9 protein-coding genes are annotated in these 15,718 nt (G+C 71.9%); 5 read left to right on the plus strand and 4 right to left on the minus strand.

Annotated features, from left to right (window positions below; genetic code table 11):
• Positions 1-197 precede the first annotated feature (197 nt).
• Positions 198-2,105, plus strand: a complete 1,908-nt coding sequence (locus OG588_RS23660) for a sigma-70 family RNA polymerase sigma factor (protein WP_405949050.1) — start codon at positions 198-200, stop codon at positions 2,103-2,105.
• Here OG588_RS23660 and OG588_RS23665 read toward each other — a convergent pair.
• Together OG588_RS23665 and OG588_RS23670 are read right to left on the minus strand one after the other, a co-directional pair.
• On the minus strand, positions 2,092-5,370 hold the full coding sequence (locus tag OG588_RS23665) for a BTAD domain-containing putative transcriptional regulator (protein ID WP_405949051.1): 3,279 nt from the start codon (positions 5,368-5,370) through the stop codon (positions 2,092-2,094). The two genes, OG588_RS23660 and OG588_RS23665, sit on opposite strands and share 14 nt — an antisense overlap.
• Positions 5,371-5,700: 330 nt before the next feature.
• On the minus strand, positions 5,701-7,779 hold the full coding sequence (locus tag OG588_RS23670) for an asparagine synthase-related protein (protein ID WP_405949052.1): 2,079 nt from the start codon (positions 7,777-7,779) through the stop codon (positions 5,701-5,703).
• Positions 7,780-8,450: 671 nt separating this feature from the next.
• On the opposite strand from OG588_RS23670, the gene OG588_RS23675 reads away from it, so the two are divergent.
• The 4 genes from OG588_RS23675 to OG588_RS23690 all read left to right on the plus strand — a co-directional run bounded on the left by OG588_RS23675 (position 8,451) and on the right by OG588_RS23690 (position 13,691).
• Positions 8,451-9,875, plus strand: a complete 1,425-nt coding sequence (locus tag OG588_RS23675; protein ID WP_266858824.1) for an MFS transporter — start codon at positions 8,451-8,453, stop codon at positions 9,873-9,875.
• Between the two features lie 143 nt (positions 9,876-10,018).
• Complete coding sequence (gene lhgO, locus OG588_RS23680) at positions 10,019-11,305, plus strand: L-2-hydroxyglutarate oxidase (RefSeq protein WP_405949053.1); 1,287 nt, start codon at positions 10,019-10,021, stop codon at positions 11,303-11,305.
• 198 nt (positions 11,306-11,503) lie between these two features.
• Positions 11,504-12,334: a tRNA (guanosine(46)-N7)-methyltransferase TrmB gene (gene trmB / locus OG588_RS23685; RefSeq protein ID WP_405949054.1), complete on the plus strand. Its 831-nt coding sequence runs from the start codon at positions 11,504-11,506 to the stop codon at positions 12,332-12,334.
• Between the two features lie 49 nt (positions 12,335-12,383).
• Positions 12,384-13,691, plus strand: a complete 1,308-nt coding sequence (locus tag OG588_RS23690; protein WP_405949055.1) for a PrsW family intramembrane metalloprotease — start codon at positions 12,384-12,386, stop codon at positions 13,689-13,691.
• A gap of 12 nt (positions 13,692-13,703) precedes the next feature.
• Here the strand turns inward: OG588_RS23690 and OG588_RS23695 are convergent, their stop codons facing one another.
• A complete protein-coding gene (locus tag OG588_RS23695) occupies positions 13,704-14,648 on the minus strand; it encodes an aldo/keto reductase (RefSeq protein ID WP_405949056.1) in 945 nt (314 codons plus the stop codon).
• A gap of 52 nt (positions 14,649-14,700) precedes the next feature.
• The gene (locus OG588_RS23700; protein WP_405949057.1) at positions 14,701-15,708 is read right to left on the minus strand and encodes a M23 family metallopeptidase; all 1,008 of its coding nucleotides are present in this window, start codon (positions 15,706-15,708) and stop codon (positions 14,701-14,703) included.
• Between the last annotated feature and the right edge of the window lie 10 nt (positions 15,709-15,718).

A 15,718-nucleotide genomic window follows, 5' to 3' on the forward strand; every position in this document is an offset into this window, starting at 1 on the left:
CGTCGTCAACTCCCGTTCCGGGCGCGACAGTTGAGCCTTCCCCGGAGGGGTGAACGCTAGTACTGCGGTGCGGGAAGTCCCCACGGATGAGTGGATGGTCCGTACGACGGGGTCCTGAACAAAAGCCAATATGGCTACGCTGACCCGGTGTTCGGGACTGGTTGGACTGGCTTGGCAGGCGGCGGGGGCTTTCCGCGATGAGCGTTGACGGGCGTGACGAGTCACTGGGTGACGGTGACCCGGAGGCCGGTGGGCTGACCTCACCACAGGTGCCGAGTCAGGGTGGACCCAGTGGTCTCCCCCCGGGTTTCGAACCCGGCGAGGGCAGCGTCCCGCCGCAGCGCGAGGGCAGTGTGCTGCCACCGCCGCTGCCGCCCCGGGAGATGCCGGCGGCCGACGCCTCGCTGATCGAGCGGATGCGTGCCGGTGACGACACGGCGTACGAGGAGTTGTACCGGCGCCATGCGGATGCCGTGCGCCGGTATGCCAGGACTTGTTGCCGGGACGGGCACACCGCCGACGATCTCACCGCCGAGGTCTTCGCCCGCATGTTGCAGGCGGTGCGCGGTGGATCCGGGCCCGAGCACGCCGTACGTGCCTATCTGCTGACCTCCGTCCGACGTGTCGCCGCGAACTGGACGAAGTCGGCGAAGCGGGAGCAACTCGTCGACGACTTCGCGGTGTTCGCCGCGCAGTCCGCGCGGGTGTCGGAAGTGTCGGACGACGACACCATTGACCTGGGCGCCGATGTCCGGGCCATGCACGTGGCCGAGCAGTCGATGGCGATGCAGGCCTTCCGGTCGCTGCCCGAGCGGTGGCAGGCCGTGCTGTGGCACACCGAGGTCGAGGACGAGTCGCCGAGCGAGGTCGCCACGCTCTTCGGGCTCGACGCCAACGGCACGCGCGTGCTGGCCAGTCGGGCCCGCGAGGGTCTCAAGCAGGCCTATCTCCAGGCACACGTCAGCGCCACCCTCACCGACGACGAGGAGTGCGCGCGCTACGCCGACCAGCTCGGCACCTACGCCCGCCGCCGGCTGCGCACGCGTGCCGAACGCGGGCTGCGCAAGCACCTGGAGGAGTGCGCCAAGTGCCGGCTGGCCGCGTTGCAGATCGAGGAGGTCGCCAGCGGTATCCCGGCGGTCGTCCCGATCGCGGTCATCGGCTGGTTCGGCGCCGCCGGGTACGCCAAGGCGGTCGCGCTCGTCGCCGGTGGCGCGGGAGCGGGTGCGGCCGGTGCCGCGGGTGCCGCCGCCGCTGCGAGCGGGAGTTCGTCCGGCGGGGCCGGTGCCGGTGGCGCGGCGGCCTCCGAGGGGCTCGGCGCCCCGGTGAAGGCGGGTATCGCGGCCGGTGTGGTCGCCACGGCGGCAGCGGCGGCGATCGCCCTCGCGCTGGCCGGCAGCACCCACACCCCCGCGAAGAAGCCCGAGGCCAAACCGGCGCCCTCGTCCTCCCCCATCGCCAAGCCCGAGTCGACGCCCCCGACGCCGCCGAAGAAGCAACCGGCCCCGGAACCGGCGGTGTTGAAGCCCGAGCCGACACCCACCCCGACCCCGACACCCACACCCACACCCCGGGCGACACCCACACCGACGCCCAAGTCCACCCCGACCCCGAAACCGACCCCCAGACCCACGCCGACACCCACCCCGACCCCGACGCCCCCACCCGCGCCGACGATCTTCCAGGTCAGCGAACTCTCCTACGACGTCAACGGCGATGGCACCGCCCCGGAGATCCAACTCGGCGAGAGCAGCTGGGTGTGGCAGCGCTACGGCGTCTCGATCGGCGGCACGCGCTACACCCACGGCGCGACCGTGCACGGCCGCTCCTCCGTCACCATCGACCTCAACCGCCAGTGCGTCTCCTACGACGCGACCGTCGGCGTCGACGACATGATGCTGGGGATCGGCAAGGTGTACTTCGCGGTGTACGCCGACGGGGTCCGGCTGTGGCGGTCCGGGGAGATCGACGGCGGGGACCCGGCGGTGCCCGTCCATGTGAACCTCGCCGGGCGCAAGACCGTACGGCTGGTGGTCGAACCGCACAGCTCCTTCGACGACTTGACGCTCGCGGACTGGGCGGAGTCGAAGTTCACGTGCAAGTAGGGCGCTGCGCCAGGGGTTGTGTCGGGTGTTGTGTCGGCAACGGCAGCTCGGCCAACACCTCCTCCATGGTGAGCGTTTCGCCTCGGGCGCGTTCGGCCGCGTAACGCTCGGGGCCCAGTTCGGTGCGGGCCGTGGTCTCGGTGTGCTCGACCCGGGCGCGCTCCGGCATGGGGCGCGGATGGCCGCCGCGTCCATGGTCGGCCGCGGCCAACAGGCGTACCGCGCGCGGTAGTTCGCCGAGTTCCGCGGAGAGCAGCGCCGTCTGGTCCACCAGCATCGCGATCAGCGCGTCGGCGCAGCGCTGCTCCACGGCCTCGCGCAGGGTGGCGGTCATCATGGCCAGCCCGCGCTCCGGGCCGGACTCGGCGGCGATGATCAGGGCGGCGACCGCGTTCAGGCCGGCCCTGAACTGCGGTGGGGGCGTGCCCTTCTCGCTCTCCGCCGAGGCCTGGTCGCTCAACTCCCGTGCGCGGGCGATCTCCCCGCCCTCCAGGGCGATGTGCGCGCGCAACATCAGGACGAACGCGCGGGCGTCCGCCACGCCGTGCCGATCGGACTCCACGGTCGCCTCGTCCAGGCCGGCGAGGGCAGCGTCCCGGTCGCCCTCGCGGAAGGCGAGTTCGGCGAGGCGGGCGATGAGGAACGGGGTCTCGGTGTTGGCGCCGACCTCGTAGGCAAGCTCCAGCGCCTCCTCGTACGCCGTCCTCGCCTCCTCGAAGCGGCCGCGGACCATGGCGGCCTCGCCGACCGCGCTGGACACCTGGGCGCGCACCCAGCGGTCGCCGACGCGTCGGCACAGTGCCTGCAGCGCCTTCAGGTCCTCGTCGATGCCCGCCATGCCGCCCGGCGAGTCGACGAGCAGGTGGGTGCGGAACATCAGCATGACGGCGTTCTCCCAGTCGCCGCCGTGGGCACGGGCGTTGACGACCGCCGCCTCCATCGCGGGCCGGATGTCCATCGACTCGGTGAGGAAGTAGGCGGTGAGCGGCCAGATGAGTCCCGGCATACGGGCCGACTGTGGGCCACCTGCGGCGAAGTAGCCCTGGATCAGGTTCATGTACTGCCGCATGCGCTCGTCCAGCAGGCCGTCCGCCGTCCGGCCCAGGAGCTCGGACTCGGCCCTGAGGAAGAGGTTCAGGAGCCGGAGGTCCATCCGCCGGGTGTGCAGGGGGTGTCGGGCGTCCGCCTCCGGGTCGGCGACGTAGGCCTCGTACGGATCCTGGGCGGATCCGGCCGGTGTGGCCAGGGCGAGGACGCGGATCACCCATTCCGCGCCCTCGGTGCGGTAGTTGCGCAGCCACCAGAACCAGCCGACGGCCAGGGCCAGGGCGCCCGCCTCCGCCTCGTCGCGCGCGGCGACGGAACGGGCCAGGGCCGCCCGGATGTTGTCGAGCTCGGTCTCCAGGCGGGCGATCCACGGGAGTTGGTCCCCGGAGCGGAGCAGCGGCTCGGCCCGCTCGACGAGGGCGAGCACCCACGCGCGGTGCCGGCGCTCGGCCGCGGCGCGCAGTTCGGGGGTCTCGGCCGCGCGCTCCACGGCGTACTCGTGGATGGTCTCCAGCGTGCGGTAGCGCATGCCCCCGTCCGTGTCCCCCGGGGTGGCCACGATCAGGGACTTGTCGACCAGGGAGCCGATGAGGTGGGCCGCGGGGCCGGTGCACACGGCCTCGGCTGCCGCGAGGTCCCAGCCGCCGGCGAACACGGAGACCTCGCGCAGCACCGTCCGCTCCGGCTCGTCGAGCAGCTCCCAGGACCAGTCGACGACGGCACGCAGGGTCTGCTGGCGGGGCAGGACCGTGCGGCTTCCGGAGGTGAGGAGGCGGAAGCGGTCGTCGAGGCGGTCGGCGATCTGGCGCGGGGTGAGCAACCGGAGCCGGGCGGCGGCCAGTTCGATGGCCAGGGGCAGGCCGTCCAGGCGGCGGCAGATCTCCGCGACCGCCTCCGTGTCCTGGAGCACGGTCTTCGCGTCGGGGCGGACGGCGGTGGCGCGCTCCGTGAACAGGCGGTGCGCCTGGTCGGGGACGAGGGGCTCGACCGGGCGCACGGACTCGCCGGGGACGCCCAGGGGTTCACGGCTGGTGGCGAGGATCGTGAGCCCCGGGCAGCGGGTCAGGAGGGTTTCGGCGAGGTCGGCCACCGCGCCGATGACATGTTCGCAGTTGTCAAGGATCAGGAGTCGGCCGCGCGAGGCGCAGTACTCCACCAGCAGGGCGACCGGGTCGTCCTGCGTGGTCATCAACTCGGTGGTCACGAACGCGGTCTCGCGCAGACCGAGGGCACTGACCACCGCGCCCGGCACCGCCTCCGGCCGATCGAGCCGGGCCAGCTCGACCAGCCACGCCTGCGGGAGCCCGGCGGCGGCTTCCTCGGCGAGACGGGTCTTTCCGGAGCCGCCCGGTCCGGTGAGCGTGACCAGGCGGGCCCTGTGCAATTCGGAACGGATGGCGGCGATCTCGGGTTCCCGGCCCACGAAAGAGGTAAGCCGTGGACGCAGGTTGCCGTTGCGTTCGAGCCGCCCGGGGGCAGCGGGCGCCGTGCTCGCCGGTGCCGTCGAGGTGAGCAACTCCGCGTGCAGGGCGCGGAGTTCCGGCCCCGGGTCGGTGCCCAGTCCCTCGGCGAGTGCGCGCCGGGCGGCGTCGTACGCGGCGAGGGCGTCGGCCCCGCGGCCCGCATCGCGCAGGGCGCGGATGAGGAGCGCGTGCAGCGGTTCGTCGTAGGGGTGCGCCGCGGTCAGTTCCTTCAGTTCCGGTACGGCGTCGGTGGCGCGGCCGAGCAGCAGGTCGGCCTCGATCCGCGCGCGGGTCGCCTCCTGGCGCAGCGCGTCCGGGCGGGCGGCGGCGGATCGGTCGGGGAGGTCGGCGAGTGCGGGGCCGCGCCACAGGGCGAGCGCGTCGGCGAGGTCGCGGGCGGCGGTGGTCGCGTCGCCCCGGTCGAGGGCGGCCGTGCCCCTGCGGGTGAGGTGTTCGAAGACGAACAGGTCCACGTCGTCCCGGGTCGCCGTGAGGCGGTAGCCGCCGGGGTCGGAGGCGATCGCCTCTTTACCGAGGGTGCGGCGGAGGCGGCCGACCAGGGCCTGGAGGGCGGCCGGGGCGTCCTGGGGAGGTTCCTCCGCCCACACCTCGTCGATCAGGGTGCCGGAGGGGACGACCCGGCCCGGGTGCAGGGCTAGCGCGGCGAGCAGGGCGCGGATGCGCGCACCGCCGAGGGGTACGCCGGTGCCGTGTTCGTCTTCCGCCCGGGTGTTGCCCAGGATTTTGTACCGCACCGGGTCATTGTCGCCGGGTGGGTGGGGTGGGGGCACGGGGTTTCGCGGCGGGGCGGGCGGTTGGGGTGGTTGGGGGGTGTGCTGAAGGGGGCGGTTCGGGGTGTGCACGGCGTCGACGGGCGATTGGAGCCCCAGGGATCCTGAACTGGCGGACAGGTTGTTGGTCGGCTGCGGCTGCGTCGTGGCTGGTCGCGCAGTTCCCCGCGCCCCTTTAGGGCGCTCACGCCTGCGTAGATCTGCCATCCTCGCCGCCCGTTCCCGCTCGCGATGGTCCCCGCCGGAACCTCCGGAGCCCCCGGGCTCAGCGTGCCCCGCTCACGCCACCCCCGCTCACCCGCCGGAGGCCAACGCCCCCCGCTGCGGTCGAATCCCCTCCGGCACCGCACGCGCGCGTGCAGGTGTCCCCGTCCAGCAGGTGCCCCGGCGGGCCAGCAACCGGCCCAGCCACAGTTCCAGGGACACCAAGTCCGCGAGGCCGTCCAGGGGCAGTGGCTCGCCCTGGGCCGCCGCGCGCAGGGCCTTGCGGACGACGCGCGCCTCCACCAGGCCCGCCTGCGCGAGCAGCGGCGTGGCGAACAGGTCCATCAGGGGGTCCGCGGCGACCCGTAGACCCTTGCGGGCCGCGGCTGCCGCCGAGGCGTGGGAGGGGGCGCCCCAGCCGGGCGGGAGGTCGCCTACGCCCGCGCCCTCCAGGACCGTGCGGAGGATGGCCGCGCGGGCGCCCGGCTGGACCCGTAGCGCCTCGGGGAGGGAGCGGCAGGCGCGGACCACCTGGTTGTCGAGGAAGGGCGTGTGCAGGCGCTGGGAGCGGATCTCGGCGGCCTGTTCCAGGATGCGGAGGTCGTTGGCGTGGCGGGCGAGGGCCGCACGCGCGCGGAAGTCGCCGGGGCGCTGGCCGGGGCCGCTGCCCTGGCGGCTGGGGGCGCTCTGCAGGCGAACCGATACTTCAGCCAGGGCCTCGCCGGTCAGCCAGCGTGCGGCGGGGCCCGGTCTGGCCCAGGTGAGGGCGGCGAGGGAGGCACCTACGGCGCCGCCGGGCTCGTCGAAACGCTGGTTCATCAAGCGGTCCGCGAGGACTTCGAGTCCCGCGCCGTAGGGCGTACGGGCGAGGCGGCGGGCCGCGCCATAGACACGCCCCGGGACCATCACCGAACCGTCCGCCTTCGCCAACGCGGCCACCGGGCGCACCAGATGGCGCCGTTTGCGGTCCATCAGGAGGTCGGCGAGGCGGGCCGGGTGGGCGTCCAGGACCTGGCGGGCGCCGTAGCCGGTGAAGTGGTCGGCGCTGCCCGCGGCGAGGCGGGCGCGGTGGCGGGCGGCGGTGATCAGGGAGGGGCCGGGTTCGTCGGTGAGGGGGCCGTCGAGTTCGGCGTACGGCAGGACGTCCTCGTTGCCGGTCACCACTACGTGGTGCAGACGCGGGTTGGCCGCGAGGGTGCCCGCGCGCTCCACCTCGGACTCGCGCCCGGGGACGGCGAGATCGTTGAACGTGACGGCCAGGAGGCGTTCACCCGCGCCGGTGCCGTGGCCGAGGACCGTGCCCGGTGCTCCCGGTAGCCCTGCGGCGAGCAGGGCCAGCGTCCCGGAGGCGGGCCCCCCGGAGAGGTCGGCCCCGATCCCGGGAACGGGCATCCCGCGCGCGGCACGCCGTTCTGCGGGCCCCATGCCGGGAACGGGCCCCGGGTCTATGTCGGGGACGTGGCGGGGAGCGGAGAGACGCACACGGACAGCGTCGACGAGCGCGTCCCGTACGGCGTCCACCGCGCTGTCCGGGTCGACGGCCGCCGCCGCGACCGCGAGGGAGGCCACCGGCTCGTACCCGGCGATCTCACGCGCCCCGGCGCGCAGCACCAGCGCATGCCCCGGCGGAATGCGCCGTACCCCGTCGTAGGGCGTCGAGTCGTGCAGCGCGGCGGGGACGTCCGGGGCGGCGAGCAGCGCAGCGAGGTGGCCGAAGTCGAGGTTGGCCTCGATGAGGTCGGCGAGCGGGAGCGCGGCCGTGGAGTAGGCCGTACCGCCAGCCCAGGGGGTGTAGAACACCGGCTTGGCGCCCGCGAGATCGCCGCTGACCATGGTGCGGCGGCCGACCTTGACGACCGCCGTGTAACTGCCGGACCAGGCCGTCAGATGCCTAAGTGCCCCTCCGCGCGCGGAGAACAGGCTCAGCCGCAGCTCCTCGTCGGAGGCGCCGCACGTACCGAGGACCGCGATCCGGGTCTCGGCGTCGACCTTCACGACGCGCACCTCGTCGGGCCGCCAGTCGCCGACCGCCCACAGCGGATCCGGGTCGCCCCACAGGAGTTGGGACCCCACCGGGTGCACCGTCTCACCGTCGAGTCCCGTCGCCCCCGCGGAACCGATCGCGGCGGCTCCAGCGGCGGTACTGCTCCATCCCACCAACCACCGCATCGACGCCTCCACAGGCTGTGGACAACCAGTGCACCGCACGAACTGGGCACCATGCTGCCATGAAGGACGCCTTCCGGAGGGCCGGAGAAGCCGCTTGAGATCGCGTGAAGACGCCCTGGACGAGGGACAACCGGACAACCATGACCCTACGTCCGCGACGCGAATGCGCCCCCGATACGCTCCCCCAAAACACCTAACGCGCCCTCAACTCCCGTGGTAGGAGCGGTATTCGACGCGGAGAGGCGGGGGCGATTTTCGGCCAAATCGGCTTTACGGGCACAGGCTCGCGCACGCTCCGTACATGCCGTGCGCACCGCCTCGCACCGCGCACAGTCCGGGAGGCGGAGTACGCCTCCCGGACCGGTCCGCCGCCCGCGGGGATGTAGGCGGCGGTGTCCCCCAGCCCACTGGATCCAGTACAGCGGGCCGACCCACGCACTATCTATCGAAGCGCTCCCGCGATGGCCGGAGAAGAGCGCACACACGGGCGCACGGCCACACGACGGGGGCACGTCGCAACCCTGCGTGCAAACCCCGCACTCGCGTACGGACCACAATCCCGCCAACCGGAACAATGCCCCTTAACGCTTGGGATGCGGCGAACTACGCTGGGTTTACGAATGCCGCATGGTTATGCCAGCGCGGCAGCCGTCTGTGTCGAGGGGTGGCGCATGTCCAGGGAGCAACGCGGGCCGAACGAAAAACTCGGCACCGTTCTCGCCCTCGCGGGAATCAGCAACGCAGGACTCGCGCGTCGCGTCAACGATCTTGGCGCTCAACGCGGGTTGACACTTCGCTACGACAAGACGTCGGTGGCGCGCTGGGTGTCGAAGGGAATGGTGCCCCAGGGCGCCGCCCCGCACCTCATCGCGGCCGCCATCGGCCAGAAGCTCGGCCGCCCGGTGCCGCTCCACGAGATCGGCCTGGCGGACGCGGATCCCGCACCGGAGGTGGGCCTCGCCTTCCCCCGGGACGTCGGCCAAGCCGTGCGTTCCGCAACGGAGTTGTACCGGCTCGACCTCGCCGGCCGCCGGGCCGGCTCCGGCGGCATCTGGCAGTCCCTCGCGGGCTCGTTCGCAGTCAGCGCATACGCAACGCCCGCCTCACGCTGGCTGATAACCCCGGCCGACAGTTCGGTGGCCCGGGAGGCGAACTCCGCGGAGAGCTCCGGGACACCGCTCAAAGTCGGCCACAGCGATGTGCAGAAGCTGCGGGAGGCCGCGGAGGACGCGAGGCGCTGGGACTCCAAGTACGGCGGCGGTGACTGGCGTTCGTCCATGGTGCCCGAGTGTCTGCGGGTGGAGGCGGCGCCGCTGCTGCTCGGCTCGTACTCGGACGAGGTCGGCAGAGCGCTGTTCGGCGCGAGTGCCGAACTGACCCGGCTCGCCGGGTGGATGGCCTTCGACACCGGGCAACAGGAGGCGGCGCAGCGGTACTACATCCAGGCGTTGCGCCTCGCCCGCGCGGCGGCGGATGTGCCGTTGGGGGGCTATGTGTTGGCCTCGATGTCGTTGCAGGCGACCTATCGGGGCTTCGGTGACGAAGGTGTCGACCTCGCGCAGGCGGCGCTGGAGCGCAATCGCGGGCTTGCCACGGCCCGGACGATGAGCTTCTTCCGGCTTGTCGAGGCGCGGTCCCATGCGAAGGCGGGGGATGCGCAGGCCGCCGGGGCGGCGCTGAAGGCTGCCGAGGGGTGGCTCGAGCGGTCCCGGGAGGGGGACAACGATCCGTCCTGGCTGGGCTTTTACTCCTACGACCGGTTCGCGGCCGACGCTGCCGAGTGCTACCGGGACTTGAAGGCTCCGCGGCAGGTTCGTCGGTTCACCGAGCAGGCGTTGTCGAAGCCGACGGAGGAGTTTGTGCGGTCGCACGGGCTTCGGCTGGTCGTCTCTGCGGTGGCCGAGTTGGAGTCGGGGAATCTTGATGCGGCTTGTGAGCAGGGGGTGCGGGCGGTGGAGGTTGCCGGGCGTATCTCGTCTGCTCGGACTACCGAGTACGTGAAGGATCTTCTGCACCGGTTGGAGCCTTACGGGGATGAGCCGCGGGTTGTTGAGCTGCGGGAGAGGGCTCGGCCGTTGTTGATGGCGCCCGCCTAGGGATTTGCCTGGCTTGTGTTGTCTTGCGGGTGCGGGGGCGTCGTGGCTGGTCGCGCCCACGCGGCGGAGCCGCAAATGTCACAGCCCCGCGCCCCTTAGGTGAGCTGCCCTTCCCGGGGTTTGAAGGCATTGTCAGTGGTGCAGTGCACTATCGAAGCCGGGAGGTGGTGCACGTGCGGGCTGGGGTCGGGTACGACTGTGACGTGCTCGTGGTCGGTGGCGGGATTGTGGGGCTGTCTACGGCGTATGCGATCACGCGTGCCGCGCCGGGCACGCGGGTCACCGTGCTGGAGAAGGAGGCCGGGCCCGCCCGGCACCAGACGGGGCGGAACAGCGGAGTCATCCACAGCGGGATCTACTACCGGCCCGGGTCGCTCAAGGCGCGGTATGCGGTGCGCGGGGCTGCCGAGATGGTCAAGTTCTGTGCGGAGTACGGGGTTTCGCATGCCGTCACCGGGAAGCTGATCGTCGCCACCGAGCGCGCCGAGCTGCCTCGCCTGCACGCGCTCGTGCAGCGCGGGCGGGAGAACGGTATTCCGGTAAGGGAGTTGGGCGCCGCGCAGATCGCCGAGTACGAACCGGAGGTGCGTGGCCTCGCCGCCATACACGTCGGGACGACCGGGATCTGCGACTACACCGCGGTCGCCCGGCACCTCGCGGACGCCTCCGGCGCGGAGATCCGCTACGGCGCGCGGGTCGCCCACATCGACCGGCGCCCGGAGCGCGGGGTCGCCGTCCGCACGGTGACCGCGACCGGCGGTGACGTGGTCCGCGCCCGTGTGCTGGTCAACTGCGCCGGCCTGCACTGCGACGAGGTGGCCCGCCTCACCGGCGACGACCCGGAGATGCGCATCGTCCCGTTCCGCGGCGAGTACTACACCCTCACCCGACCCGAGCTGGTCCGGGGCCTGGTGTACCCGGTCCCCGACCCGGCGTTCCCGTTCCTCGGCGTCCACCTCACGCGCGGCATCGACGGCAGCGTGCACCTCGGCCCGAACGCGGTACCGGCCCTGGCCCGCGAGGGCTACGACTGGGGGGTCGTGCGCCCCCAGGAGATCGCCGCGACAGCAACCTGGCCCGGCACCTGGCACATGGCCCGACAGCACTGGCGCTACGGGGTGGGGGAACTCCGGCGGTCCATCTCCAAGAGCGCGTTCACAGGAGCCGTACAACGTCTCCTTCCAGCGGTGACCCCGGACGACCTGGTCCCCTCACCGGCCGGGGTACGGGCGCAGGCAGTACTGCGGGACGGCACCCTCGTAGACGACTTCCTGATCAAGGAGGGCCCGCGGTCCGTGCATGTGCTGAACGCGCCCTCGCCCGCGGCAACCGCCTCGCTGCCGATCGGGCGGGAGGTAGCCCGCCGAGCCTTGGCAGTACTGCACCAGGACCGACAGCCACTCAAAACCCCCGGCAGGGCAACCCCCTAGGGGCGCGGGGCTGTATCGATATGCGGCTCCGCCGCGTGGGCGCGACCAGCCCCCACGCACTCGCACTCGCACTCGCACTCGCACTCGCACTCGCACTCGCACTCGCACTCGCACTCGCACTCGCACTCGCACTCGCACTCGCCAGACAACACAAGCCACGCAGACGCAAAGGCGCCCGCCCAGTAAAATCACCGCATTGTGTCTGACTCCACCAACACCCCCGCCGCCCCCACCGAGCCCGCGCAGCGAACCCGGCCCAAGGGCGAACCCCGTTTCCCCGACGGGCCGACGCCCGACCCCGCCGGCTCCCACTTCGAGCGCCGCATCCGAAGCTTCCAGCCCCGCAGAAGCCGGGTGACAGCCGGCCAAGCGGACTCCCTGGAACGCCTGTGGCCCAAGTGGGGCCTGGACATCGACGGCCAACGGAACCTCGACCTCTCCGAGTTGTTCGGGAACAACAACCCGGTGGTGTTGGAGATCGGCTTCGGAATGGGTGAGGCGACCGTACAGATGGCCGCCGCGGCCCCGGCGACGAACATCCTCGCCGCCGACGTACACACCCCGGGCCAGGGCAACCTCCTGGGCCTCGCCGACCACCACGGCCTGTCCAACATCCGGGTCGCCAACGGGGACGCGATCATCCTGCTCCGCGAGATGCTCGCCCCGGACTCGCTCGACGGACTGCGCGTGTACTTCCCGGACCCCTGGCCCAAGAAGCGGCACCACAAACGCCGCCTGATCCAACCGGAGTTCCTCACCCTCGCCGCGACCCGGCTCAAGCCCGGGGCGACCGTGCACTGCGCGACCGACTGGGAGCCGTACGCGGAGCAGATGCTCGAAGTGCTGGACGCGCATCCGGAATTCGAGAACAGCCAACCTGAGGGCGGTTTTGCGCCCCGTCCGGAGTTCCGGCCGCTGACCCGTTTCGAGGGCCAGGGACTGGACAAGGGTCATGTCGTGAACGATCTGCTCTTCCGTCGCGTACCCCACGACGACCAGACGACGACCAGCACTGACGACCAGCGCTGACGCCAGGCTCCCTCGCGGGCCGTGCCCTTACCTCGTTAGGGTCGATGCCGTGGCCACGTTTCCGCTCCACCCCCCGCACCCCGGCCACCCCGCCGGTGGTGTGTCCGGGCACGGGCCGCGGGAGCGGTGGTGGCAGCGGAAGTGGGTCCGTTACGGCGGGCTGATCGCCCTGCTCACGCTCTCCGGGCTCGTCATCCTCGCGCTGGTCCGCCAACAGACCGGTACGGAAGGGTTCTTGGTGGGCCTCGGGCTCGCCGTACTCCCCGTACCCCTCCTCGTCGCCGCCTTCCGCTGGCTGGACCGCGTCGACCCCGGGCCCTGGCGGAACCTGCTCTTCTCCTTCGCGTGGGGCGCCTGCGCCGCGGCCCTGATAGCGATCGTCGCCAACAGCTTCGCGACCAGGTGGATAGCGACGACCACCGCCGACCCGACCAGCGCGGACACCCTCGGCGCGACCGTCATAGCGCCGATCGTCGAGGAGTCGGCGAAAGCCGCGGCCGTACTCCTCGTCTTCCTGTTCCGCAGACGGGACTTCACCGGGATCGTCGACGGGGTGGTGATCGCCGGGGTCACCGCCACCGGCTTCGCGTTCACCGAGAACATCCTCTACCTCGGCACCGCCTTCGGCACCGACCAGCTCACCGGCGACCGCGGCTTCACCTCCGTCACCGCGGCGACCTTCTTCGTGCGCATCGTCATGTCCCCCTTCGCGCACCCCCTGTTCACCGTCCTCACCGGCATCGGCTTCGGCATCGCCGCGCTCTCCCCCGACCGCCACCACATCCGCCGCGTCCTGGTCCCGCTGACCGGCCTGCTCCTCGCGATGGGCATGCACGCGATCTGGAACGGCTCCTCGACCTTCGGCCAGTACGGCTTCTTCGAGGTCTACGGCCTCTTCATGGTCCCCATGTTCGGCCTGCTGACCTGGCTCGCGGTCTGGACCCGGCAACGCGAACTGCGCACCGTGCGCGAGGAGTTGCCCGTCTACGTCTACGCGGGCTGGCTGACCCCGGCCGAACCGTTTGTGCTCGGCTCGATGAAGGCACGGCGGCTGGCCCGCGACTACGCCCGCCACCACCTCGGCAGACCGGCGGGCCGCTCGGTCGCCCAGTACGAGGCCTACGCGACCTCCCTGGCGTTCCTACGACACCGGGCCGGGCGGGGTCGCGCCGGCGCCGACTTCGTCGTACGGGAAAGGGAGTTGCTGCACGAGCTGTGGCTGCGGCGGGAGGTGGCGCGGCCCGCGCTGGACTTCGCGGCGCGGCGGACGGCGCCGCCGGTACCGGTGGTGGTGCCGCCGTGGCCGCCGGTGTACGGGTCGTACGGGACTCCCCTGTACAACCCGTACCGGTCATAGCTCCAAGGACAGCTACGCCGACGCCTGCGTGAGGCGGGCGATCTCCGCGTCCGTCAGCTCCAGTTCGGCCACGCCCAGCAGTGCGGGGAGTTGCTCGACCGTGCGGGCGGAGGCGATCGGGGCCGCGACCGTGGGCTGGGCGGCGAGCCAGGCGAGGGCCACCGTGGCGACCGGGGCGTCATGGGCCTGGGCGACCTCGTCGAGGGCGGTCAGCACCTGCTGGCCGCGCTCCGATTCGAGGTACTGCGCCGCGCGCCCGGCCCGCGGGCTGTCGACCGTCGTACCGGGGCGGTACTTGCCGGTGAGGAAGCCGGCCGCCAGCGAGAAGTAGGGGAGGGCCGACAGTCCGCCGCGTTCGGCGACGTCCCGCAGCTCGCCCTCGTAGGTGTCGCGCGAGACCAGGTTGTAGTGGGGCTGGATGGCGACATAGCGCGCCAGGCCCTCGCGGTCGGAGAAGTCGAGGGACGCCTGGAGTCGCTCCGGCGAGATGTTGGAGGCGGCGATGTGCCGCACCTTGCCCGCCTTGACCAGTTCGTCGAGCGTGCCGACGATCTCCTCGACCGGCACTTCCTCCTTGTCGAAGTGCGGGTAGTACAGGTCGATGTAGTCGGTGCCCAGGCGGCGCAGGGAGGCGTCGGCCGCGGCCTTGATGTTGGCGGCGGACAGACCGAGGTAGTCGGGGTGCTGGCTGACCTTGGTGGCGATCACGACGTCGGCACGGTTGCCGCGGGACTTGAGCCACTTGCCGATGACGGTCTCGGACTCACCGCCCTTGTTGCCCTCGATCCACGCCGTGTACGAGTCGGCGGTGTCGACGAAGTTGCCCCCGGCGGCGGTGTAGGCGTCGAGCACGGCGAAGGAGGCCGCCTCGTCGGCGGTCCAGCCGAAGACGTTGCCGCCGAGGTTCAGCGGGAAGATTTCAAGGTCGGACCGGCCCAGCTTGCGAAGAGAAGTCATGCTCCACGTCAACCGCCGGACCGGAACCGGATATTCCAGACCCTTGAGGCCCTTAAGGGTTGAGGCCCTTGCTGCGCAGCCAGGGCGCCGGGTCGCTCGCGGTGGCGGCGCCGTTGATGTGCACCTCCAGGTGGAGGTGCGGTCCGGTCACGTTGCCGGTGGCACCCACGCGGCCGATGACCTCACCGGTGGAGACCTTCTGCCCGACGCTGACGTTGATCGAGGACTGGTGGCAGAACCACAGCTCGGTGCCGTCGTCGAGGGTGAGGATCGTGCGGTACCCGTACGACCCTGCCCAGCCCGCCTCGGTGACCGTGCCGCTGTGGATCGCCTTGATCAGCGTGCCGGTGGGAGCGGCGAAGTCGAGACCCGTGTGGTACCCGGAGGACCACATCGAGCCGGCCTGGCCGAAGGTGCCGGTGATCGTGTACGAGCCGACCGGCAGCGTGTACTGCTTGGCCAGCGCGGCGAGCTTCGCGGCCTCGGCCTTCTTCTTGGCGGCGGCCTCCGCGGCCTTCTTCGCGTCGGCGGCCTTCTTCGCCGCGTCCTTCTCGGCCTTGGCGGCGGCGTCGTCGACCTGCTTGGCGACGGCGGCCTCGACGGCCGCCTTCGACTTGCCGTCGACCTGGAGCTGCTGCAACTCGGCCTGCTCCATGATCCGGTTGCGCAGCAACTCGCCCGCGTCCGAGGCGCCCTTGGCGGTCTCGGTCCTGCTGACGCCGACGCTGCTGAGCGCGGTCGCGGAACCCTTGGGGGTGCTGGAGGAGTCGTCCAGCAGATGACCCACGGAGGGCAGGTCGGGCATGGAGATCGAGACCGGCGGCTTGCCGGTGTTGGCGCTCGCCATACCGCCCGCGCTGACGGCGGCTATGACACCGACGCCCAGGACGGTGGAGCTGCGGGCGAATCCCCCGCCACCACGCTGCTTGGCGACACGGTGCTTGCCGCGGTTGGGAGCAACGGTCTCCGCGCTGGGATTCCACTCCTCCCAGGGGCCCTCGTCGGGGCGGTAACCGCCGTAGACGACAGGGGCTTCTGGGGCAGCCTGGTTGGACGCCACGTGGGCGTGC

Source organism: Streptomyces prunicolor, assembly GCF_045162825.1.
Taxonomy (GTDB): Bacteria; Actinomycetota; Actinomycetes; order Streptomycetales; family Streptomycetaceae; genus Streptomyces; species Streptomyces prunicolor.